The sequence below is a fragment of the Methylocella silvestris BL2 genome (assembly GCF_000021745.1).
GTDB lineage: Bacteria > Pseudomonadota > Alphaproteobacteria > Rhizobiales > Beijerinckiaceae > Methylocapsa > Methylocapsa silvestris.
The window spans coordinates 2821302-2843344 of sequence record NC_011666.1 but is presented as its reverse complement, the minus strand read 5'-3'; the positions used below and the strand labels follow the sequence as shown (position 1 = coordinate 2843344).

The 22043-nt window shown below is 62.3% G+C and carries 20 protein-coding genes and 1 riboswitch; of the genes, 8 read left to right on the top strand and 12 right to left on the bottom strand.

The window, feature by feature from the left end:
* Positions 1-72: 72 nt before the first annotated feature.
* Genes MSIL_RS13265 through MSIL_RS13255 form a run of 3 tightly spaced genes read right to left on the bottom strand, consistent with a single transcriptional unit; the run spans position 73 to position 2738 of the window.
* Complete coding sequence (locus tag MSIL_RS13265; RefSeq protein ID WP_012591595.1) at positions 73-843, bottom strand: ABC transporter ATP-binding protein; 771 nt, start codon at positions 841-843, stop codon at positions 73-75.
* Positions 840-1658: an ABC transporter permease gene (locus MSIL_RS13260; RefSeq protein ID WP_012591594.1), complete on the bottom strand. Its 819-nt coding sequence runs from the start codon at positions 1656-1658 to the stop codon at positions 840-842. The genes MSIL_RS13265 and MSIL_RS13260 overlap by 4 nt, the downstream gene beginning before the upstream one ends.
* Before the next feature lie 6 nt (positions 1659-1664).
* Positions 1665-2738 carry a putative urea ABC transporter substrate-binding protein gene (locus MSIL_RS13255; RefSeq protein ID WP_012591593.1) on the bottom strand — a complete coding sequence of 358 codons (1074 nt, stop codon included), beginning with the start codon at positions 2736-2738 and terminating at the stop codon, positions 1665-1667.
* Between the two features lie 62 nt (positions 2739-2800).
* Positions 2801-2909: riboswitch (guanidine-I (ykkC/yxkD leader) on the bottom strand.
* A 310-nt stretch (positions 2910-3219) separates the two neighbouring features.
* Between MSIL_RS13255 and panE the strand changes: the two genes are divergently transcribed.
* The 6 genes from panE to grrM all read left to right on the top strand — a co-directional run bounded on the left by panE (position 3220) and on the right by grrM (position 8059).
* Positions 3220-4155 (top strand): 2-dehydropantoate 2-reductase, encoded by a 936-nt coding sequence (panE, locus tag MSIL_RS13250; protein WP_012591592.1) that lies wholly within the window; start codon positions 3220-3222, stop codon positions 4153-4155.
* Positions 4156-4178: 23 nt separating this feature from the next.
* Positions 4179-4559, top strand: a complete 381-nt coding sequence (locus MSIL_RS13245) for a DUF805 domain-containing protein (RefSeq protein ID WP_012591591.1) — start codon at positions 4179-4181, stop codon at positions 4557-4559.
* A 54-nt stretch (positions 4560-4613) separates the two neighbouring features.
* Entirely contained in the window at positions 4614-5501 is an 888-nt protein-coding gene (locus MSIL_RS13240; RefSeq protein WP_012591590.1) for an NAD(P)-dependent oxidoreductase, read from the top strand.
* Between the two features lie 209 nt (positions 5502-5710).
* The gene (locus MSIL_RS13235) at positions 5711-6064 is read left to right on the top strand and encodes a DUF1428 domain-containing protein (RefSeq protein WP_012591589.1); all 354 of its coding nucleotides are present in this window, start codon (positions 5711-5713) and stop codon (positions 6062-6064) included.
* A 359-nt stretch (positions 6065-6423) separates the two neighbouring features.
* On the top strand, positions 6424-6840 hold the full coding sequence (grrA, locus tag MSIL_RS13230; RefSeq protein WP_012591588.1) for a GrrA/OscA1 family cyclophane-containing rSAM-modified RiPP: 417 nt from the start codon (positions 6424-6426) through the stop codon (positions 6838-6840).
* 25 nt (positions 6841-6865) lie between these two features.
* Positions 6866-8059: a cyclophane-forming radical SAM/SPASM peptide maturase GrrM/OscB gene (gene grrM / locus MSIL_RS13225; RefSeq protein ID WP_012591587.1), complete on the top strand. Its 1194-nt coding sequence runs from the start codon at positions 6866-6868 to the stop codon at positions 8057-8059.
* Between the two features lie 151 nt (positions 8060-8210).
* On the opposite strand, the gene MSIL_RS13220 is transcribed toward grrM, so the two are convergent.
* Both MSIL_RS13220 and MSIL_RS13215 read right to left on the bottom strand, forming a co-directional pair.
* Positions 8211-8591 carry a hypothetical protein gene (locus MSIL_RS13220; protein ID WP_148213090.1) on the bottom strand — a complete coding sequence of 127 codons (381 nt, stop codon included), beginning with the start codon at positions 8589-8591 and terminating at the stop codon, positions 8211-8213.
* Positions 8592-8646: 55 nt separating this feature from the next.
* Complete coding sequence (locus MSIL_RS13215) at positions 8647-10473, bottom strand: putative bifunctional diguanylate cyclase/phosphodiesterase (protein WP_012591585.1); 1827 nt, start codon at positions 10471-10473, stop codon at positions 8647-8649.
* A 266-nt stretch (positions 10474-10739) separates the two neighbouring features.
* Between MSIL_RS13215 and bfr the strand changes: the two genes are divergently transcribed.
* The gene (gene bfr / locus MSIL_RS13210) at positions 10740-11225 is read left to right on the top strand and encodes a bacterioferritin (RefSeq protein ID WP_012591584.1); all 486 of its coding nucleotides are present in this window, start codon (positions 10740-10742) and stop codon (positions 11223-11225) included.
* 389 nt (positions 11226-11614) lie between these two features.
* Here the strand turns inward: bfr and MSIL_RS13205 are convergent, their stop codons facing one another.
* The 5 genes from MSIL_RS13205 to mnmE form a co-directional block, all read right to left on the bottom strand.
* Complete coding sequence (locus MSIL_RS13205; protein ID WP_012591583.1) at positions 11615-12499, bottom strand: ParB/RepB/Spo0J family partition protein; 885 nt, start codon at positions 12497-12499, stop codon at positions 11615-11617.
* A gap of 105 nt (positions 12500-12604) precedes the next feature.
* Positions 12605-13429 carry a ParA family protein gene (locus MSIL_RS13200; RefSeq protein ID WP_244406132.1) on the bottom strand — a complete coding sequence of 275 codons (825 nt, stop codon included), beginning with the start codon at positions 13427-13429 and terminating at the stop codon, positions 12605-12607.
* A gap of 81 nt (positions 13430-13510) precedes the next feature.
* Positions 13511-14083, bottom strand: coding sequence for a 16S rRNA (guanine(527)-N(7))-methyltransferase RsmG (gene rsmG / locus MSIL_RS13195; RefSeq protein WP_244406131.1), 573 nt, complete (start codon positions 14081-14083; stop codon positions 13511-13513).
* Between the two features lie 83 nt (positions 14084-14166).
* Positions 14167-16029: a tRNA uridine-5-carboxymethylaminomethyl(34) synthesis enzyme MnmG gene (gene mnmG / locus MSIL_RS13190; protein WP_012591580.1), complete on the bottom strand. Its 1863-nt coding sequence runs from the start codon at positions 16027-16029 to the stop codon at positions 14167-14169.
* A 39-nt stretch (positions 16030-16068) separates the two neighbouring features.
* Positions 16069-17388: a tRNA uridine-5-carboxymethylaminomethyl(34) synthesis GTPase MnmE gene (mnmE, locus tag MSIL_RS13185; RefSeq protein ID WP_041369147.1), complete on the bottom strand. Its 1320-nt coding sequence runs from the start codon at positions 17386-17388 to the stop codon at positions 16069-16071.
* 102 nt (positions 17389-17490) lie between these two features.
* Between mnmE and MSIL_RS13180 the strand changes: the two genes are divergently transcribed.
* Positions 17491-19566: a thioredoxin domain-containing protein gene (locus MSIL_RS13180; protein ID WP_012591578.1), complete on the top strand. Its 2076-nt coding sequence runs from the start codon at positions 17491-17493 to the stop codon at positions 19564-19566.
* Between the two features lie 35 nt (positions 19567-19601).
* Here the strand turns inward: MSIL_RS13180 and MSIL_RS13175 are convergent, their stop codons facing one another.
* Both MSIL_RS13175 and MSIL_RS13170 read right to left on the bottom strand, forming a co-directional pair.
* Positions 19602-20636 carry a HEAT repeat domain-containing protein gene (locus MSIL_RS13175; protein WP_012591577.1) on the bottom strand — a complete coding sequence of 345 codons (1035 nt, stop codon included), beginning with the start codon at positions 20634-20636 and terminating at the stop codon, positions 19602-19604.
* A gap of 25 nt (positions 20637-20661) precedes the next feature.
* Positions 20662-21897 (bottom strand): hypothetical protein, encoded by a 1236-nt coding sequence (locus MSIL_RS13170; RefSeq protein ID WP_012591576.1) that lies wholly within the window; start codon positions 21895-21897, stop codon positions 20662-20664.
* Positions 21898-22043: the final 146 nt, after the last annotated feature.

Below are 22043 nucleotides of genomic sequence, written 5' to 3'. Positions count from 1 at the left end.
CACTGGTGAGCGCCAGGTCGTCCCGGCCGTTGAGTATCGGATCGCCGGGCCGTCCCGGCGACATATGTCGGCTTAGTGAGTGGGCGTCTTCTTTCCCGCCGGCGTCGCCCAGGCGGCGTGTTTGGGCGGCCAGACGTCGATGTCGCGCGTGATCGTCGCGCCAAAGCGATCGGGCTCCAGCGCGCTATTTTCCTTGCGCTCGAACACAAGCACCCTCGTGCCAAGGCGAAACGCCTCGCTGAGATCATGCGTGACCATGACGACCGTCATTTTCGTTTCTTTCCACAGCCGCAGCATCAAGACATGGATATCCGCCTTGATGCCCGGATCGAGCGCGCCGAAGGGCTCGTCGAGCAGCAGGATTTTGGGACGCGTGATCAGCGCCTGCGCCAGCGCAAGCCGCTGCTGCATGCCGCCGGAAAGCTGCGCCGGATATTTTGACGCCGCCCCCGTCAGCCCGACTTCGGCCAGCAGGGCGTCAGCCTCCTCGAGCGCCTTGCGCCTTGCCTTGCCGTAAAGCATTCCGAGGAACTTCGACTGGGCGAACTCCTTGCCGAGCAGCACATTCTCCGTGACCGTCAGATGCGGAAACACAGAATAGCGCTGGAACACGACGCCGCGATCGACCGTCGGCTCCGGCGCCAGCGGCGCGCCGTCGATGAGGATGCGCCCGCGCGTGGGCGTCTCTTCACTGAGCAGCATCCGCAAAAACGTCGTCTTGCCGCATCCCGAAGGGCCGACAAGAGCGACGAAGGATTGCGGCGCGATCTCGAGCGAAAGCTTTTCAAGGACGACCTTGCCTTCATATTCCTTCCAGACATTCTGCAGGCTGATGGTCGTCATTTTGCGCGCGCCCCCGCGAACCAGGGATAGAGGCCGCCCTGCAACCGCCTGAGGATAAAGTCGAACAGGAAAGCGAGAAAGGTGATCCAGGCGACGTAAGGCAGGATCACATCCATTGCGAGATAGCGCCGCATCAGAAAGATGCGAAAGCCAAGGCCGCTTTCGGAGGCGATCGCCTCCGCGGCGATGAGATAGAGCCACGCCGCCCCGAGCGACAAACGCACCGAGTCAATGAGCCGCGGCATCATTTGCGGCGCGACGACGCGCGTCAGAATCTGCCAGGTCGTCGCGCCGAGAGTCTGAGCCTTGATTAGCTGCTCGGCCGGAAGCTCGCTGACCCGCAACGCCAGATCACGCGTCATGAAGGGGGCAATGCCGATCACGATCAACACGATTTTTGAGGCCTCGCCCAGTCCGAACATGATGAACAGAATGGGCAAGATCGCCAAAGGCGGAATCATCGACAACACCGCAATGAACGGCGTCAGCAGGACGCGCAGATAGGGCAACAGCCCGACTGTGAGGCCGATAACGCAGCTCGTCACGGTGGCGATCGCAAGGCCGGCGCAAAGGCGCGTGAGGCTCGCCAACGTATCGCTCCACAGCAGATATTCCCCCGTCCGCTTGTCGGGCGAGAAAGCGACCCGCTGCACGGCCGCGACAAGAGCGTCAAGGCCGGGCAGAAGCTTGTCGTCCGGATTGCCGGCGTGCCGGACCGCCGACCCGATCGTGTAGGCGAGGATCAACAAGATGAAGGGGATCGCGGGGAGCAGGAGGTTTGCTCCCCGGCCAGGGCGAAGCGAGAGCAGCCGCATCGCCGGCTAGTTCTTCGCGGCCGCGGCGGCTGAGTCCATATAGGTGGTGACGAAGCGCAAGCCGATCTTGTTCGGATCGCCAAACACGGAGCCGTCCGGGAATTTTACGCCGATGACTTCGGCGCTCTTGGCGTTGTCGCCGAGCAGTCCGTGCTCGAACAAAAACTCATTGACGAGCTTTGTCGTCTTCGGCAGCGCCGCGCTCTTGGCGAAGGCCGTGGCGTCGCCCGGCGTGAAGAACATGCGCGTCGTCTTGAGTTGCGACTCAAACCCGGCGAGATCCGTGCCGGAGGCCTTGCCCATCGCTTCGCGCGCCGCCTCGCCGGCAGGCGTGTTGGCGCTCATGATCCCCATGGTTTCATACCAGATCCCGGCCAGCGCCTTGCCGAAATCCGGGTTGTCTTCCAGCGTCTTGGTGTTGGCGATGGCAAGGTCCATAATCTCGCCCGGAATCTGGCTCGAGTTGAAAACGTTGTGGGCGTCCTTGCGCTTGAGGATTTCGGAGACGATCGGATTCCAGGTCGTGACGGCCGTGACCTCCGGAGTGGCGAAAGCGGCGGCCATGTCGGCGTCGGAGGTGTTGACCACCGTCACGTCGCGCTCCTTGAGGCCGATCGAATCCAGCGCCCGCGCGAGCAGATAATGCGACACCGAGAACTGGACGAGATTGATCTTCTGGCCCTTGACGTCCTTGAGGCTCGTCTTGTCCTTCAAGATAACGGCGTCGTTGCCGTTCGAGAAGTCGCCGATGATGACAGCGGTCGAATCCACGCCGCCAACTCCGGGCACAGCCACAGTGTCCATGTTGGTGACGGTCAGGGCGTCGAAGGCGCCGGCGGTGTATTGGTTGATCGATTCGACATAATCGTTGAACTGAACGACGTCGATCTTGATGCCGTATTTATCGGCCCATTTCTTGACGATTCCCGTCTCGTCGGCCCATTGCCACGGCATCCAGCCGACATAGATCGACCAGGCGAGCTTGAACTCTTTCTTCGGCGCGGCGAATGCGGCGTTTGCGGCTCCGAAGAGAAGCGCAGCGCCAAGACAAAGGGAAATGAGCTTTTTCGTCGGCAACATCCAATCCTCCATTGTGAGGGGATTGGCGAGACCATTCTGACGCCAATCCCTGACGTCGTTTGGTCTCCCGGGCTTTTGTCCCGCCGTGCCTCCAGCCGATTTCTCCCAGCTGGATCGCAGCTCTCGGACCAGCACCGCAAAAAAGCGATCGGAACCCTAGCCGCCTACGTCCTCTTAAAAGCAAATGAGGCGCCAAGCGGCGCAGGGACGCGTTTGGCGATGCATATTCGTTTCAAATCAAGACTGTGACGGGCGCCCGGATGGATTGCCGCCTAGCCCGCGTCGTTCTCGCCGCCGAGAAAATAATCAACTTGGCGGCAATGCAGTCAGGCTTGACCGAAAATAAGGGCGCTCGCCCCTCCGGTGAGCCGGGCCGTCCGGCATGATTGTTCGCGCCGCGCCGGCGTTCTAGAGTTCGCCGCTCGCCGACTCAAGGCCGAGACGAAATGGCGCGAGCGGCAGGATTTGGAAAGGACCGGGAATGCGCATACTCGTGGTTGGCGCGGGCGCCATTGGCGGCTATTTCGGCGCCCGTCTCTTAAAGGCCGGCCGCGACGTGACCTTCCTGGTGCGGGCGAAACGCGCGGCGCAGCTCGCGGCGATCGGCCTGATCGTCAAGAGCCCGTTCGGCGACATCGATTGGCCGGCGCCCCCAACCATTTCCGCCGATCGGTTGGCCAAGAATTTCGACCTCATTATCTTATCCTGCAAAGCCTATGATCTCGACGGCGCAATCGAATCCTTCGCGCCCGCCGTCGGTCCCGGCGCTTTGATCCTGCCCCTGTTGAACGGCATGCGCCACCTCGACGCGCTCGACCAAAGCTTTGGCGCAGAGCAAGTGCTCGGCGGCCTCTGTTCGATCTCGACGACGCTCGACGCCGAAGGCCGCATCCATCATTTCGGCAATTTTCACAATCTGGCTTACGGCGCGCGCAGCGTCGGGCAGGCGGAGCGGGTCGCTTCCATTGGCGCGGCGCTCTCGAACGCCGGTTTCGACGAGCGCCGCAGCGACAAGATCGCGCTGGAAATGTGGGAGAAGTGGACGTTCATCGCCGCCGCCGCGAGCATTACCTGCCTCATGCGCGCCGCCGCCGGCGACATCGCCGCCGCGGGCGCCTCGGACCTCGCCATCGCCACGCTCGATGAATGCGCGGGGATCGCCGCCGACAATGGCTATGCGCCGCGGGAGCCGTCAATCATCCGCGGCCGCACCATGCTGACCGCGCCGGGATCGGAATTTGTCGCCTCCATGCTGCGCGACGTCGAGCGCGGGGCGCCGACCGAGGCCGACCACATCATCGGCGATCTTTTGCAGCGAAGCAAAGCCGAACCCGACCCTTTTTCGCTGCTCCGCATCGCCTATGCGCATCTGAAAGCCTATGAGGCGCGACGCGCGCGCGAAGCACAGAAGGCATAGTTTTAAAGTCTGGGGAGGCGACCATGACGGAATTTTGGAATTACTATCTTAGCGCCCTGCGCAAATACGCCGTCTTCACCGGGCGCGCCTCGCGCGCGGAGTTTTGGGGCTTTGTACTCATCTATTTCCTGATCTGCATCGCGGCGCTCATCCTCGATCGCCTGCTGGGAACGGCCGGCTGGCGATCCGGCCTCTTTCTCAGCATCGCCGAGATCGGGCAGCTGCTGCCGTTGATCGCCGTTTCGGTGCGGCGGCTGCACGATACCGACCGCACCGGCTGGTGGCAGCTCCTGATGCTGAGCGGCATCGGGCTGCTGCTTCTCATCTTCTTCTATTCGGAACGCGGCGCGCTGGCGCCCAACCGTTTCGGTCTTCCGCCGACAGGAGCGTCTTCTCTCCTCTGACGCTTGACGCCGCAACGGATCACGAACCCTGCAACAGGGTCTAAGGAGCACTCCATGCATATTGCGTTTCTGGGGCTTGGCAACATGGGCAGCGCCATGGTCCGCAATCTCGTGAAAAACGGACATAGGGTCGTTGCCTGGAACCGCAGCTACGAGCCGACGAAGCCGATCCATGCGCTTGGCGTCGCCATCGAGCGCACGCCGGCCGACGCCTGCAAGGACGCCGACATCGCCATCACCATGCTCGCCGACGACGGCGCCGCCGAAGCCGTGACGCTTGGCAAGGACGGGCTGATCGAGGGGCTGGCCGAAGGCGCCGTCCATGTCTCGATGAGCACCATTTCGGTGGCGCTGTCAGACAAATTTACCGAGGCGCATGCGGCGCGCGGGCAGCTTTATGCGGCCGCGCCGGTGTTCGGCCGGCCCGAGGCGGCGGAAGCGCAAAAGCTTTTTATCGCCGCGGCGGGCAAGCCGGATGCGATTGCGAAAATCACGCCCGCGCTGGAATCGGTCGGCCAAAAAATCTTTGTCATGGGCGAGGAGCCGGCGCAGGCCAATCTTGTCAAACTCACGGGCAATTTTCTGATTACCTGCGTCATAGAAAGCCTCGCCGAAGCCTTTGCGCTAACCGCCAAGGGTGGAATTGAAACGCAGAAGGTTTTCGAGCTGTTAACCGAATCGCTGTTTTCCGCACCGGTCTACAAAACCTATGGCGGGTTGATACTGGAAGGCAAGTTTTCGCCGCCCGGCTTTAAAATGCCGCTCGGCCAGAAGGACAACAGGCTGTTGCAGCAGGCGGCGGAAAAGCTCGAAGTCCCGCTGCCCTTCGCCGCCATTATCCGCGATCGCTTTCTCGCTGCGAGAGCCAATGGCGACAGCGAGCTCGACTGGTCGGCGATCGCAAAACGCGCCGCGGAGGACGCCGGGTTCGAGGTGAAGTGAGAGGCGTTGACTCCCCTCGGCTCGGAGAGCCCGTCTCGAACCATGAGGGTCTTTGTCCATTGCGACGAGACGGCATTCATTCCGAAATGACTCGTCAAAATGACGCGTGCGAGAACCGCTAAAGCTTCTGAATGCACAACGTCGGCGGCCCTTGTCGGATCCTACAGCGCCCGATCGTCCTTCGATCATTGCCAGCAAAGGAGCGTCCAATGCCCTATGTCGATGGTTTCGTTCTCGCCGTGCCGAAAGAGAAAATCGAAGACTATAAAAAGGCGGCTCAAACCGCCGGCGCGCTCTGGAAGGAATATGGCGCGCTCGCCTTCGTCGAATGCGTCGCCGACGACGTGCCCTATGGCGAACTCACCTCCTTCCCGCGCGCGGTGCAGGCCAAGGAGGATGAAACCGTGGTGTTTTCCTGGATCTTGTACGAGTCCCGCGATCAGCGCGACGCGATCAACGCCAAGGTCATGGCCGACCCGCGGCTGAAGGAAACCATGGTGAATCCGCCCTTTGACGCCAAGCGCATGATTTATGGCGGATTCCAAACGTTGTTGGAGATTTAGGGGGCAGGGGCCCCAGGCGATCAGCCGGGGAATATACGCTCACGCTCCCGCCCGCGGGCGCCATTCAAATTGAGCCGGAGGCCTTTTGCGCTTCGGCCGCGAGTGGTCGTTCTCAGCGCGAAAAATCTGGCTCGTGGACGCAGGGCGGCAATGGCCCATACGAGTGTCGACACGTGCGCTTCTTATTCGAATGATATGCGCTGAAGCGCCTCGCGGGGGACACGCGGAAGCTGCCTTACCGGCGTTGCTCGCGGGAAAATCCGCCGCCGGTAAATCTTCCGGCGCCAACGGCTTTTATGATTTGACAGCAGAGGCCGCAGGCTCATTATCTTACATAAAAACATGAGGGGAGTTTGCTTGTGCGCAACCGTACTTTGGACGCTCTATCCGTTCTCCTGCCCGCTGGCGCTCTCGGCGTCTCCGTGGCGCTGGCCGCGGTTCGCGCCGAGGCGCTTCCTGTCTCGGGCCAATCCGCCGCGGCGGGCGCTGCCGGCTCCGACGAAGGCATCGCCGCGCGGCTGAAAGCGATTCGCGACGGCGTTTCGCAAATCGTCGGCGATCAGCCAGCCCAACTGGAAGATAAAGTCGAGGGCTATCCCAACGTTCTCAAAGCCTGGTGGGGGAATGGCGGCTGGCGGCGACGTTGGGGGAACGGCGGCTGGGGTTGGCGCAATGGCGGCTGGCGCAACGGCGGCTGGGGCTGGCGCAATGGCGGCTGGGCTCCGTGGCGCAACGGCTGGCGCAACGGCGGCTGGAGGAATTGGCGCAACTGGTAGGCCGCCGCAGGGCTTGGAGAGCGCCATGCTGAACGCGCTGTCGACCGGCCGGGCCGCGCCGACCATCGAAACAGTGGTGGTGCAGCCCACACCTTTCTGCAACATCAACTGCCGCTACTGCTATCTGCCGGACCGCAACCAGAAAGCGAAGATGGAGCTGAGCGTGATCACCACGCTCTTTTCCAAGATTTTCGCCTCCGGTTGGTCCGCAGACCAACTGACGGTCATATGGCACGCTGGCGAGCCGCTCGTGCTGCCGGTTTCCTATTACGAGACCGCCCTCCGTGCGATCGAGGCGTTGCGGCCGCCCGAGGTCGCCGTTCGCCACGCGATCCAGACCAACGGCATGCTGATTTCGCCGGAGTGGTGCGCGCTGTTCAAACAATGGGACGTCGGCGTGGGCGTCAGCATCGACGGCCCGCAGGCTCTGCATGACGCCAATCGCGTGACGCGCTCCGGACTTGGCACCTTTGCGCAGACTATCGCCGGCCTGCGGCTGCTGCAGCGGGAGAAGGTTCCATTTCACGTCATTTCGGTGCTCTCGGCGGAAAGCTTGCAGTCGCCGGAAGCGATGCTCGATTTCTATCTCGCCGAAGGGGTCGAGGACATTTGCTTCAATGTGGAGGAATCGGAAGGCGATCACGTCTCCGGCCTCTTCGCCGCCGCCGACACGCCGCGCCGTTTTCGTGAATTCCTCAGCCGCTTCTGGACTCTCGCGCGCCAGAGCGGACAGGTGCGATTCATCCGCGAAATCGACGACATGCTCGAACGGATTTTCCGGCCCGAAAGCTGCGACATGGGCAATGCGCAGGTCGAGCCTTTCGGCATGCTGAATGTCGCCTGCGACGGGTCGGTGTCGAGCTTTTCGCCGGAGCTGCTCGGCCTCAAGAATGCGGCCTATAATGATTTTATCGTGGGCAATATTTTGACCGATTCGCTCGAGGCCATGCTAGGCGGCGAAGCGATGACGGCGATGACGCGCGACATTGCGGCGGGCGTCGAGCTTTGCCGTCAGAGCTGCGAATATTTTTCAGTCTGCGGCGGCGGCGCGCCCGTCAACAAGCTTTCCGAAAATGGCGGCTTTTCCAGCGGCGCCACGTCCTTTTGCAAATTGACCGAAATGATTCCGGCCGACCTCGCGTTGGCGGCGTTCGAGCAGCTGGAGCGCACGATGCCGGCGCCTGAGATTGGCGCCGCGCGTTTCGCCGAGGGCAAGTGACGCTCTCGCCCCGGTCCCGGGCGCTTAGCTCAATGACCCGGGCGCTGGGGCGTTAAAATCGAAATGAAAACAATACCCCGCCTTCGCATTCGCGATGTCGCGAATGCGTTCATCGCCGATTCGGCGCGGGACCAGCGCCGCTGAGCCGGACTTAATGTCTGCGGAGGCGATGCGTCGGATAGGCGAGGCGGAACTGGAGATCATTCCAAAAGTCAGCCTCGACCATGTCGATCACCTGTGCTTCGACCGCCTCGGGCTCTGGCTTCGCGCTATGCAGGTCCGCCCAAAGGTCGAAAATGGGCGCCTCGGCCACAGCCGCATTGTCCCGCGGCTGCGCACGCGCCGCCCGGCGGCTGGTGAATTGAGAGAAGTCGATCAGTTCCATAACTTTAGCCTTGTCATCCGAAATCGGCGCCGATGAGCGGATTTCGCTCAGGAAATCGGCCAAATCCGCCGTCTCGTGACGAATTTGGCGACAAAATACACGATTACAAGCGTTTTGTCGCCCTTCTGACCAATGGCGTATATCCAATTGCTTCGGCTCCATAACTCGGCTGGGCTCAAAGGGATCCAAAGAATGCGCATAGCTAATGCTTGAGCAAAGGCGCGAATCGGGGATCGGCGGTTTCATTGGCCTTTAACATTGGCGCAATCTTGCTGGCGGGCACCGGGGGGCTGAAGTAAAAGCCCTGCATTTCCGTGCAGCCTTCGGCGCGAAGCCAAGCGAGTTGCTCGCTCGTCTCGACGCCTTCCGCCGTTGTCGAAACGCCAAGGCTGGAGCCAAGGCCCGCGACGGCGCGCACGATCGCCCTGGAGCCGCATCCATGGCCAAGTTCGCTCACAAAGGAACGGTCGATCTTGATCTTGTCGAAAGGGAAGGCGCGCAAATAGCTAAGGCTCGAATAGCCGATGCCAAAATCATCCATCGATACGCTGACCCCGAGGCTGCGCATTCTGTGCAGGGTCGCGAGATTGGCTTCGCTCTCAGCGAGCAGGATCGATTCGGTGATCTCAAGCTCAAGCCGCGAGGCGGGCAGCCCGGAATTGGCGAGCGCGGTCAGCACCGAATGGATCAGATCGCCGCGCTTGAATTGCACTGACGACAGATTGACGGCGACCTTGAGATGATTGGGCCATTTCGCCGCCTCGGCGCAAGCCTGGCGCAGCGCCCATTCGCCAAGCGGGACAATCAGGCCGGTTTCTTCCGCAAGGCCTATGAAGGCGGCCGGGGGAATCATGCCGCGGATCGGATGGCGCCACCGCAACAGCGCCTCGAACCCGGTGATGGCGCCCGTCTGCAAGGCGACGAGGGGCTGATAATGCAGCTCGAACTCGGAGGCGATGAGAGCTTGGCGAAGATCGGCCTCAAGCTGTCGCCGCGCCTGCGCCCGCGCGTCCATCTCGGGCTCGAAGAAGCGAAACGCGCGCCGTCCCTCTTCTTTCGCCCGGTACAACGCCATATCCGCGTGTTTCAGGAGCAAATCCGAGTCGCGCCCGTCCCCGGGGGCCATCGCAACGCCAATGCTGGCGCCGATTTCGACGCAATGACCCTGGATGACATAGGGGCCGCCCACCTCATCCACAATCAAAGAGGCGAGCTTGCCGGCTTCATCCGGTCCGGCAAGGCGCCCGCAGAGAAAAGCGAATTCGTCCCCGCCGAAACGCGCCAGCGTATCGCCCGGGCGCAGACAGGCGCGCAGCCGATCCGCGACAGCGCGAAGCAGCGCGTCGCCGACCGTGTGGCCAAGCGTGTCGTTGATCGCCTTGAACTGATCCAGATCGAGATAAAGCACGGCGATTTCACCCTGCCCGGAGTCGAGACGCGACAAAGCCTCGTCGAGCCTGATGCGGAAGAGCGCGCGATTGGGCAGATCTGTCAGCGCGTCATGATGCTCAAGATGCGCCAGTCGAAGCTCGGCGCGCTGCTTGTCCGTGACGTCTATGATGGTGACGAGAATGGCCGGGCCGTCGCGAAAGACGATCGCGCGGGAATGCACGACGACGTGGATCACGCTTCGGTCGGATCTGAGATGGCGACCGACGCGCGGGTTCGCCGCGCTTTCCGGATCGCGCGTTGCAAAGGCCCGCACCTCCTCCCAATCCTCCTCGGGCGTGATGTCGAAAGCCGTCATCGCCAGCAACTCGGACGCCGAAAACCCCCACAGCGCGGCCGCCGCGTCATTGACGACGAGAAATCGCGCCGACTCCGGATCGCACAAAGCCGTGGGGATAGGGCCGCCCTCGAACAGCAGCCTAAACGATTCGTCCTGCGCTTTGAGGTCGCCGGTATTCGCCAAGGTCTTTGCGACGAGATCGCCTGACGCGCGGCGCCCCGCCTCCGCGATGGATTTCACCGGCCCGGCCTTTCCGATCGAATCGGGGTCGAACTTGAATTTCCTCTTTGGCGCCGCCATCAAATCGCTCCCTGCGCGTTCGTCAAACGAAACTTGTCAGATGAAAATTGCCTTCCGCTGTCTGAGATCATTCGAATCTTAATACGAGCCAGAGCCTCGCAGCCGCTCATGGCGCGCCGGCGCGATATCGACTATCGCTGTATTTTATCTAGAAATGGCTTGCGCAACGGTTGGCGCGGGCTCTATTTTAGAATCTGTCTAGAAATGAAGGACGCAGTCGCCGCCAGCCTCACGCTCGACGCCGCTGAAATTTTGGGAGTTCTAATATGAAGGGTGACGACAGAGTCATCGACTATCTAAATCGCAGCCTGCGCAGCGAACTGACGGCGATCAATCAATATTGGCTGCATTTCCGCATCCTGGACAATTGGGGCTTCAAGGATCTCGCCAAGCAGTGGCGCGAGGAATCCATCGAAGAAATGCGCCACGCCGACAAGATCACCGCGCGCATTCTGTTCCTTGAGGGATTCCCGAACATGCAGGTTCTGGATCCGCTGCGCATTGGACAGTCGGTCGAAGAGATCTTGTCCTGCGACCTCGCCGCCGAGCTCGGCGCGCGCTCGCTCTACACCGAGGCGGCCGAATATTGCATCAGCGTGCACGACCGCGTCACCAAGGAGCTTTACGACGCGCTACTGATCGACGAGGAACATCATATCGACTTCCTCGAGACGCAGCAGGAGTTGATTCGGCAGGTTGGCGTGCAGCTCTACAGCCAGAAACACATCGGCAAGCTGTCGGAAGATTTGTAGTCTATGCGCGCCGCCGCTCAGCGGCGCGGCCCCACGGTTCGCGGGGCAAAAGGGATCCAGATCATCGGACATTCAGAAGCGGACGTCCGGTGATCGAAACAACAATCCCTCTTCGCCGAAAATGAGCGCGATCTCGTTAAATTTGGAGCGATCGCGTTCTACAGCGCCGCCGCCGTCTCCATGCGGCGAAGCATCTTAGTATGATGACTGTCATGTCAAGTAGACGCGTTGTCGATCAATGCGCCTTGCCGAAAAGCTACAGGCTTTTTACGGCTGGCGTCACGCCCCGCCCGGCGGCAATCGTTCGACTTCACAAATGTTGAGTCGAGCCCCCCACCATCGTTGCAACACACAGCAAGCTGAAGGCCGCCGATTGCGCAGCGCGGCGCTTATCCCGGGTTGAGGCGGCGCACGACAGCGTCAAGCTGCTCCAGCGTCAGATAGGCGATACGCAACTCGCCGCGTTCGCCAGCGGCCGCGATCGTCACCTTGAGGCCAAGCCCCGTCGAAAGCGCCAATTCGAGCGCGCGCGTGTTTGGATCTTTCTCAGCCTTGCGCGGCCCGCCGCGCTTCGACGTATCGCCCTTTTCCTGCAGGAGCCGCTCGACGTCGCGGACGCTCAAACCCTCGGCGACGATGCGCTCAGCCACCTGATCCGGCTGGTCGATCATCAACAAAGCGCGGGCGTGACCGGCGGTGAGACGCCCTTCCGCGAGAAGCGCACGCGTGCGCTCCGGCAGCTTCGTGAGCCGCATCGTATTGGCGACATGGCTGCGGCTTTTGCCGATGAGCCGCGCAATGTCCGCGTGTGAATAGCTGAATTCGGCGCCGAGCCGCTCATAGCCGGCTGCTTCCTCGAGCGCATTGAGATCGCTGCGCTGGACGTTTTCGATAATGGCGAGTTCGAGCGCCTCGGCGTCCGTCGCCTCGACGACCACGATCGGCACTTCATGCAGACCCGCGCGCTGCGCGGCGCGCCAGCGCCTTTCGCCGGCGATGATCTCATAGGCGTCGACGAGATTTTTCGCCGGCCGCACCAGGATCGGCTGAATGACGCCCTTTTCCCGGATCGAGGACGCCAGATCCTCAAGCTCGGCCTCATCGAAAGCGCGGCGCGGATTGCGCGGATTGGGCCGCAAGAATTCGATCGGCGCCTTCTTCTGGCCGCGCGAGCGGGCGTCCCCCGCAGGCTCCGCCGCCTCGCCGATGAGAGCGGCAAGCCCGCGTCCGAGGCGGGGCCTCGCCTCTTCGGCCGCTTTCGCTTGTTTCATCATCGACGCTCTCCTTAGGCTCGATTTTCCCGAGAAGGCTCCGCCCGTTCGGAAAACATGCATTATAACAAATACTTATTAAACGAGCGGCTCTTGGGTGATTAAACCTCAAGCCGCGCGAAAGAGCCGCTCACGCTGGATCACTTCCGAGGCGAGTTTCAGATAGGCTTGGCTTCCGGCGCATTTCAGATCGTAAAGCAGCACGGGCTTGCCGTGCGACGGCGCCTCCGAGATACGGACATTGCGCGGGATGACAGTGTCATAGACCTTATCGCCCATGAAACTCCGCACATCGGCGACCACCTGCGCGGCGAGGCTATTGCGCGAATCGAACATGGTCAAAACGATGCCATGAATGGTCAAGGCAGGGTTGAGCGTGGAGCGCACCTGATCGACCGTCGCCAGCAGTTGCGACAGGCCCTCCAGCGCGAAGAACTCGCATTGCAGCGGCACGACGACGCTATCGGCGGCCGTCATCGCATTCATTGTCAGCAGGTTCAGCGAGGGCGGACAATCGACCAACGCATAGGTGAAGCGCTCGGACGGCGGCTCGCCCTGTTGATCCTCGACGAAGCGCGCAATGGCGTTTTTGAGACGAAGGGCGCGATCCTTGCGGCCGGCAATCTCAAGCTCGACGCCGAGGAGGTCAAGCGTTGAGGGCGCGATCGAGAGACCGGGCACCGCGGTCGGCTGCATCACTTTCTTCAGCGATTCCGCACCCATCATGACGTCATAGGTCGAGACGCGGCGGCTACGGCGCTCAACGCCAAGACCGGTTGAGGCGTTGCCCTGGGGATCGAGATCGATGAGAAGAACTTTTTCGCCGATTGCGGCGAGCGCCGTGCCAAGATTGATCGCCGTGGTGGTCTTGCCCACGCCGCCTTTCTGGTTGGCGAGAACAAGAACGCGCAAATGATGCGGTGGAGGAGCCACGGAAACTCCCGCGAAAGAGCACACAGCCGCGACGCGACCGATTTTTGAGAATGAGCGGCAGATTTGAGCTTGCGGCCGCCATCAATCGACGCGGCGCCGCACGATGATCAGCCGCGCCGAATCAGAGGTCTCGCTTGCCACGCTGGCTATCTGATATCTAGCTGCGGCGCTTAGGCCCGTCAATTCCGCCTCGGCCTGTTCTCCCTTGGAAAACACGCCGATCGCGCCCTTTTCGAGAAATCTTTCGGCATAATGCAGCAATTGGGAAAATGGCGCTAAAGCGCGCGCGCTGACTGCGTCAAAGGGCGCGTCGAGGGCCGCCGCTATGTCCTCGATCCGTCCGCAATGGACGATGGCGTGGGCGCCTGTTTCACGTGAAACAGTCCGCAGGAAAGCGCATTTGCGCTGGTCGGACTCGATCAAATGGATTTCCGCGCTCGGGTCGTCGGCGTAGCGAATCGCCGTGACAAGTCCGGGAAATCCACCCCCGGAACCCAAATCCACCCAACGCCGCGCTTGCGGCGCCGCCGCCGACACTTGCAGCGAATCGACAAAATGCCGAATCCAGATGTCATCAAGGGTCGATTTCGCGACGAGATTGATCGAACCCTGCCATTTGCGCAACAGAGCTTCGTAGAGCGCCAGCCGGCGCAATGTAACATCCGGGAGCTCCGCCAGACGCGGATGGAGTCCCCGCAGGCGAGAGAGATTTAGGCCGCCTGTTTCCTTCACAAGGCTCAATTTGAGTCGGCGCCCACGCGCCGCACGGTCGCCGCCAGCAGCGTCATCGCAACCGGCGTCATGCCTTCAATGCGGCTCGCCTGCGCCAGGCTGCGGGGCCGAATTTGCCTGAGCCGTCCTCGAATCTCGGTCGAAAGTCCGGTGAGGAGATCGTAATCGACAGAGTCAGGAATGAGCAGAGCTTCATCCCGGCGCGCCGCCTCAATATCCCGTTTCTGCCGATCGAGATAAACCGCATATTTGGCGTCAATTTCGATTTGTTCAGCGATCGAAGGCTCTATCTCTCTGAGTTCCGGCCAAATCGCCTGTAGTTTTGCCAAGGATGTGTCGGCAAGAGCCAGAAGCTCAAAGGCGCCGCGACGGACCCCGTCGTGATTGATCTTCAGTCCATGCTGCGCCGCTTCGTTCGGCGTCAGATTGAAGCCCTCAAGCAATCCGCGCGCATGCTGGAGCGCCGCCATTTTGGTCCGAAAGGCGGACGACCGCTCCATACCGATACATCCCCATTTCAGTCCGGCCCCCGTCAGACGCTGATCGGCATTGTCGGCGCGGAGCGACAGCCTGTATTCAGCCCGTGACGTAAACATCCGATAGGGCTCGGTGACGCCGCGACAGACGAGATCGTCGATCATGACGCCGAGATAGGCCTCTGACCTCTCAAAAAGGATCGGCGCGCCGCCGCCCGCCCGCGCAGCAGCGTTCAATCCCGCCGCAAGTCCCTGGGCCGCCGCCTCCTCATAGCCCGTGGTGCCGTTGATCTGGCCGGCGAGAAAAAGGCCCCCCAGTTTTTTGGTTTCCAGCGTGGATTTCAATTCACGCGGATCGATAAAATCATATTCGATCGCATAGCCGGGTTGCAGCACAGCCACCCGCTCCAACCCGGGGATGGTGCGAAGGAAGGCGTCCTGCACCTCCTCGGGCAAGGAGGTCGAAATTCCATTCGGATAAATGGTGTCGTCGTCGAGCCCCTCCGGCTCCAGGAAAATCTGATGCGAGTTGCGATCCTCGAAGCGAACGACCTTGTCTTCGATCGACGGACAATAGCGCGGCCCACGTCCGCCAATCGCGCCTGAATAGACCGGCGACTGGCCAATGTTGTCTCGAATGACCTTATGCGTCGCCACTGTCGTATGTGTAATGAAGCAATCGATCTGCGGGTTGACGATGCTCGCGGTCAAAGTGGAAAAAGGCTGCGGATCGGGATCGGGCGCCTGACGGTCGAGCCCGGCCCAATCGATGGTTTTGCCATCGAGCCTCGGCGGGGTTCCCGTTTTCAAGCGACCCATAGCAAAGCCACGCGCTTCCAGCGTCTCGCCAAGCCGGATCGCCGGATTTTCACCGATCCGGCCGGCCGCCATTGTGACTTTGCCGCGATGGATCACGCCGCGCAAAAACGTGCCGGTTGTAATGACCGCGGCGCGGCACGATAACGCCCGGCCGTCAGCGGTCACGATGCCCGTGACTTCCCCATTTTCGATGCGAAGATCAGCGGCTTCGCCTTCGACGATCGAGAGATTGGCCGTCTCGGCCAGAGCGGCCCGCATCGCCTTGCGGTAAAGCGCGCGGTCGGCCTGCGCGCGCGGGCCACGGACGGCGGGTCCTTTGGCGCGGTTGAGCACCCTGAACTGGATGCCCGCGGCATCGGCGACGCGGCCCATCAGACCGTCCAAGGCGTCGATCTCGCGGACGAGATGACCCTTGCCCAGGCCGCCGATTGCCGGATTGCAGGACATGATGCCGATGGTGGCGCGCGAATGGGTCAGCAGCGCCGTTTTTGCGCCCATCCGCGCGGCGGCCGCAGCGGCTTCGCACCCCGCATGGCCGCCGCCGACCACGATCACGTCAAACGCCACTCGCATTGCCCACTAATCCTTCGCCCTGTTTCACGTGAAACAGGCCTATTTCCCGATGCAGAACCGTGAAAAAATATCGCCAAGGATGTCTTCTACATCAACCCGGCCGACGAGTCTCTCCAGCGCGAAAAGAGCCGCCCGCAAATCCTCGGCGACGATCTCCACAGGCGCGGAATCCGACAGGATGCGGGCCAAAGCGCTCTCCGCCTCGGCGATGGATTTCCGATGGCGTTCTCGCGTTATGACGCCGTCGTGACCCGCCCCGCCAGCTTCTGCGGCAAATTGCGCCAGCCGGTCGAGCAACACATCGAGGTTGAGGCCGCTCGCCGCGCTGATGCAAAGCGCCGCCTCCGCTTGCGCGCTCGGCGCCAGATCCGCTTTCGTTGCGACCTGCCACAGCTCGGCGTCGGTCAATCTCGCGTCGGGCGCCTGAAAGTCTCCAAGCTCGCTTAGCCAAAGCACAAGATCGGCGTTTTGCGCCCGCTCCAGAGCGCGCGAGACGCCGATCTGCTCGACCGGGTCGGTCGTCTCGCGCAGCCCCGCGGTGTCGATCAGCACCGCGGCATAACCGCCAAGATCAAGTTCGACCTCCAGCACATCCCGCGTGGTTCCGGCGTGTTTCGATACAATCGCCACATCGCGGCGGGCCAGAGCGTTGAGCAGCGTCGATTTCCCCGCGTTGGGCGGCCCGGCGATAACGATGGTCAGCCCCTCCCTGATCCGCTCGCCGGCGCGGGCCGCATGAAGCTCGCCCCGCAATTCGGCAAGCACAGGCGCGATGATGGGAGCGATGTCGAGCGCGGGCGCCGCGGCGACATCGCCTTCATCGGAAAAATCGATGTCGGCTGCAATCCGCGCGGAGGCTTCAATCAAGGCGGCCCGCCAGCCGCCGGCGCGCCGCCCCAGCATCCCCGCCGTCTGCCGCAACGCCTGACGCCTCTGCGATGCGGTTTCGGCGGCGACAAGATCGCCGATCCCCTCGATCTGTCCAAGATCCAGCTTGCCATTCATCAAGGCGCGGCGCGAAAATTCGCCCGCTTCCGCCGCGCGCGCGCCCTCGAAAGAGCCGATCGCCGCGATCAGCCCGGCGACCACCGCCCGCCCGCCATGGATGTGAAATTCAGCGCTGTCTTCGCCGGTATAGCTGCGCGGACCTTGAAAAAAAATGACGAGCCCTTGATCGATCGCTTCGCCTGTCGCCGGATCTCTGAACGTCGCCAGCGTCGCGACGCGAGGAGGCGGCAGGCGTCCCGCGACGGCCTTGACAATCGCGCCGCTGGCCGGTCCCGTAAGGCGCAGAATCGCAACCGCCGCGCGCCCGGCGCCCGAGGCGACGGCGAAGATCGTATCTCCGCTGCGCCCGATCGGCGCGGAACCCTCTAACCCATTCAACGCCGGACTCCCAAGGCTATATAAAGTTTGTAAATAGCCAGCCTTGAACATCGCCGACGGCAAGGATCTTAAGCCATGTCAGCCCAAGTCATGTCAGCCAATGAACTCGGTCAGGCGGCGAGCCCCTATCTGCTGCAGCACGCCAACAATCCCGTGCATTGGCGCATGTGGTCGGAGGCGGCGCTCGCCGAGGCCTCGGCGCAGGGAAAGCCGATCCTGCTCTCCGTCGGCTACGCCGCCTGCCACTGGTGCCATGTCATGGCCCATGAAAGCTTCGAGGACGAAGCGACTGCCGCCGTCATGAACGAGCTCTTCGTGAATATCAAGGTCGATCGCGAGGAACGGCCGGATATCGATCATATCTATATGCAGGCGCTGCACGCCTTCGGCGAGCGCGGCGGCTGGCCGCTCACCATGTTCCTGACGCCAAAGGGCGAACCGTTCTGGGGCGGCACCTATTTTCCCAAGACCGAGCAATATGGCCGCCCGGCCTTCGTCACCGTGCTGCGCACGGTCGCCCACGCTTTTCATGAGGAGCCGCATCGGATCGCCGCCAATGTCGGCGCGGTTCGGCGCAATCTGACAAAAGCGCCGACCGCAAGCGGCGGCGATTTCTCGCTCGCGCAAATGGACGATATCGCCGCCCAGCTCGTGACCGCGATCGACACCGTCGACGGCGGCCTCAAAGGCGCGCCGAAATTCCCCAATACGCCGATCCTCGAAATGCTGTGGCGCGCCGGCGCCCGCACCGGCACTGCCGCCTACCGCCAAGCGATGCGGCTCGCGCTCGAAAAAATGTCGGAAGGGGGCATCTACGACCATCTCGGCGGCGGCTATGCCCGCTATTCCACCGACGATCGCTGGCTCGTGCCGCATTTCGAGAAGATGCTTTATGATAATGCGCAGATTCTCGAATGCCTGGCGCTCTGCTACGACGCCTTCAAGGACGATCTCTTCTTGCAGCGCGCGCGCGAAACGGTCGCCTGGCTCGAACGCGAAATGACCAATCCGGGCGGCGCCTTCAGCGCCAGCCTCGACGCCGATTCCGAAGGGATCGAGGGCAAATTCTACGTCTGGACGTTCGACGAACTCGTCGAGCCGCTTGGCGCCGACGAGGCGCGATTCTTCGGCAAATTCTACAACGCCGCGCGGATCGGCAATTGGGTCGACGCCCATTATCCAAATGGCGTCACAATCCTGAACCGGCTCGAATCGGCGCGGCCAACCGCCGAGGAAGAGGCGCGTCTTGCCCCCTTGCGGCAAAGACTGTTCGACCGGCGCGAGGCGCGCGTCCACCCCGGTCTCGACGACAAGATCATGGCCGACTGGAACGGATTGATGATTGCAGCCTTGGTCAACGCGGCGACGCTGACCGGCGAGCATCGCTGGATTGCGCTCGCCGCGCGCGCCTATAATTTCATTGTTGCGACAATGCTCTATCGCGACGAAGCGGGACTGACGCGTCTCGCCCATAGTTTCCGCGCCGGCGTCCTCGTCAAGCCGGGTCTCGCGCTCGACTATTCCACCATGATGCGCGCAGCGCTGGCGTTATATGAAGTTCGTAATTTAAAAGAGTTTGCCGCGACGCGCGATTATTTGTCCGACGCCCGCGCTTTTGCGCAGACGCTCGAGGCCTGCCACATCGATCCGGACTCGCGGCTGATTACGATGGCGGCGAAGGACGCTGCCGACGTCATCGTCAAGCTCGCGCCGACGGCCGACGACGCCATCCCCAACGCCCATCCGGTCTATCTTGGCGCGCTGATCCGGCTCGCGGGCGTTTCTGGAGATCAAGGCGCGCTCGATCGCGCCGACGCGCTCATCAAGGCCATGGGGCCATCGATCCGCGGCAATATCGTCGGCCACGCCGGAACCCTCAACGCCATCGATCTGCGACTGCGCGTCAGGGAGATCGTCACGGCGGGACCGGCCCGCGCGCCGCTCTATGAGGCGGCGCTCGGCGCCCCTTTCATCGACCGGATCGTGATGGACCTCGACCGGCCGGACGAGATCCCGGCGGCCCATCCGGCGCGCGCCCAGGCTGAGCTCGCAGGCGAGGCCGCGGCTTTCGTTTGCGCCGGCGGCGCCTGCTCGTTGCCCGCTCGGGACGTTGACGCCCTGCGCCAGCTTCTGGGCGACAGCGGCGCCTGAGCGCCAGGATTCAGACCGCGCCGCCCGAAGCGCTGCTATGAGCCGAAACGGGCGCGCGCCCAGGAACGCCATTGCTGCAGCAGTTCGCTTTGCTTCGCGTCAAAAGTCGCAAGCGTCGGCGCCGTCGTCGGATCCTGTAACAGGGCGAGGCCGCGCACGGCGTAGAACCGCACGGATTCGTCGCTGTCATTGAGCGCGGTCTTCGCAAGCGGCGCGGCGACCTCCGGCGCGGCGAGGCGGCTGAGCACAGACGCCGCCGCGCGGCGCACGGCGACCTCGTTCGACCCCAGCATGACGGTCAACGCCGGGATGAGCTCTGGCGAATCCACATGCGCGTCAATGGCGTTCGCCAGTTTTGATGCGCTGAACCCGAGAGTCCCCGGATCGGCGAGGATGGGCGCAACCGACCGCACATAGTCGGCCTTTTCCTCGTCGTCCAACGCCTCATCCATCGAGAAGAGCACATACATCGCCCAAAGACGGGCGGGAAGCTGATCCGACGCGGCGATCGCCTTGAGGGCGAGGCCAGCCTCAGGGTAAGGAATTGTCGCAAGGGCCTGCGCCGCAGCGTAATAGACATATTGCGCCTGGTCGGCCGGCGCGGCTGTGACGAGGCCCTGCACCCCTTTCACGGGATCGATCAGAGTCGCGGCGGGCGCGGTCAGCACGGAAGCGAGCGCCCCGGCGACGCCGGCAAGCGCATCGGGCGAGGCGGCCAGCGACTGCCCTGGGGCGGCGACCAAAGCAGGATGATAGGGGTCGGCCGCCGAATAGGCGCCGCCCTTGCCCCGGCGGCCGAGGAAGAAGATCCCGTATTGCCGCTCCTCGATCTTGCCGACGCCGGCGAAATCGGGCGAAACCGCGAGCTGGCGCAAAGCCCCGCCCCCTTTCAGAAAGCTGTCGACCGCTATCAGAATGGGCCCAGTTCCATCCGTATGGCTGGCGCGGCCGACGGCGATCACCTGCGCCGCCTGCGTCAGCTCAGGAGCGTCGGCGTCGGGAAGCAATTCGGCGCGGGCCGACCCGGCGGCCAGCCCGGCCGTCAGCAGGGCCAGGACTTTGATCTTCATCCGCGTGGTCTCCCGCGATGGTTCGTTATTTGGGACAGAAGGTGTTGTCAGCGCCAGCCGAGAGCGGCGACTTCCGCGCACAGTTTCGTCCGTGATCCTGGTAAAGCACCCAGGAGTTCGACATGACCTGAACGCCGCTGGTGCGATTTGCGGCCACGCCGCCGATCCAGACCCCGCCCGTCCATGAAATCACCGGCTGCGTGCAGAGTTGGTTACCGCATTCCTTGACCGTTGCAGGCGGATGAGCGCAGGGGACCTGTCCCAAGGACGGAATGAGAATATTGCATCCAGCCCCCGATTTGATCAGATCATCGTGAATGTCGGTTGGGTTAGCGAGCAGGGTCTGCTCCTTGGTATTGCCCGCGGTCCAGTTACTGCCGCCAGGCCACAGATTGGACGAGCCGGCATTGAAATTTTCTCTGACCGTGACGGGAAACGGCAATGTCTTGCCGGTCTGATCCTGCAACAGATAGGTCGGTCGGGAGTGAAAGCCCTGGCCATCTTTCGCATCGACAATGCCATTCGGCGCGAGCTTGTAGGGTTTCAGCACGGTGAGCTTGAATTCATCCGACGTCGCCGTTCCGTCCTTGCTCTTGACTGTCACCTTCACGCTGACCGTCGGCGCGCCTGTGCCCGGGTCCGCGCTCGGCTCGACGACCACCGAATTCTTGCTCTTGGTGTCCATCGTCGCCGAATTATTGGAGAATTGCGCATATTGCGAGCCGGCGGTGATCTGCCAGTTGTAGTCGGTCCCACCCGGCGAGGCGTCAATCGTCGTCACATAATTTTTCGGCTGCGGGTCGACTCCATTGAACCACCAGACGTTCGGGCATACGCCCTTCGCTGACTTCGGACAGGTGATTTCGGGCTTGATCTGGAAGCTGACAGGACAGGGCGGCGTATAGGCGGCGCAGGTCTTGCCTTTGGCCCCCACCGTGAATTTGACGCTCGAGCCGGCGGGCGTGGTTTTTGACGTGGTGACGGTAATGGTGGTGACGTCGCCGCCCTTGACCGCTGCGGTCTTGGGACTGAACGTGACGCCAGCGGGCAGTTTCGACACCTGAAGCGTGACGTTGTCGTTGAGGAAATTTCCGATGCCCGGGCCGAGGCAATAGAAATAGACCCCGAATGTGGTCTTGTCGCCCGGCTTGATCGGATTTGGCGTAGGATTCGGGTCGGGACCGGAACAGGAGCCCCGGTTGGCCGCCATGGCTGCGCCGGGGGAGAATCCCAAGGCCGCGCCGATCGCGACGAGGCTCAAAACAACGCCTCGAACCCTGGAAAATTGCTGTCTGAATTTTTTCATGCCGCCCGTTTTCCCGGTGCGCGTTAATTCCCTTTCTGAATTAACTTTTAGTAATCCAAACCGTCATCGCCTATTTGGGTTATGCGTGCGCAGCGGAAGAA

Excerpts from the sequence above, each read along its gene's own strand:
- MSIL_RS13265 (WP_012591595.1), bottom strand. The coding sequence starts at position 843 with ATGACGACCATCAGCCTGCAGAATGTCTGGAAGGAATATGAAGGCAAG.
- MSIL_RS13260 (WP_012591594.1), bottom strand. The coding sequence starts at position 1,658 with ATGCGGCTGCTCTCGCTTCGCCCTGGCCGGGGAGCAAACCTCCTGCTC.
- MSIL_RS13255 (WP_012591593.1), bottom strand. The coding sequence starts at position 2,738 with ATGTTGCCGACGAAAAAGCTCATTTCCCTTTGTCTTGGCGCTGCGCTT.
- panE (WP_012591592.1), top strand. The coding sequence starts at position 3,220 with ATGCGCATACTCGTGGTTGGCGCGGGCGCCATTGGCGGCTATTTCGGC.
- MSIL_RS13245 (WP_012591591.1), top strand. The coding sequence starts at position 4,179 with ATGACGGAATTTTGGAATTACTATCTTAGCGCCCTGCGCAAATACGCC.
- MSIL_RS13240 (WP_012591590.1), top strand. The coding sequence starts at position 4,614 with ATGCATATTGCGTTTCTGGGGCTTGGCAACATGGGCAGCGCCATGGTC.
- MSIL_RS13235 (WP_012591589.1), top strand. The coding sequence starts at position 5,711 with ATGCCCTATGTCGATGGTTTCGTTCTCGCCGTGCCGAAAGAGAAAATC.
- grrM (WP_012591587.1), top strand. The coding sequence starts at position 6,866 with ATGCTGAACGCGCTGTCGACCGGCCGGGCCGCGCCGACCATCGAAACA.
- MSIL_RS13215 (WP_012591585.1), bottom strand. The coding sequence starts at position 10,473 with ATGGCGGCGCCAAAGAGGAAATTCAAGTTCGACCCCGATTCGATCGGA.
- bfr (WP_012591584.1), top strand. The coding sequence starts at position 10,740 with ATGAAGGGTGACGACAGAGTCATCGACTATCTAAATCGCAGCCTGCGC.
- MSIL_RS13205 (WP_012591583.1), bottom strand. The coding sequence starts at position 12,499 with ATGATGAAACAAGCGAAAGCGGCCGAAGAGGCGAGGCCCCGCCTCGGA.
- mnmG (WP_012591580.1), bottom strand. The coding sequence starts at position 16,029 with ATGCGAGTGGCGTTTGACGTGATCGTGGTCGGCGGCGGCCATGCGGGG.
- MSIL_RS13180 (WP_012591578.1), top strand. The coding sequence starts at position 17,491 with ATGTCAGCCCAAGTCATGTCAGCCAATGAACTCGGTCAGGCGGCGAGC.
- MSIL_RS13175 (WP_012591577.1), bottom strand. The coding sequence starts at position 20,636 with ATGAAGATCAAAGTCCTGGCCCTGCTGACGGCCGGGCTGGCCGCCGGG.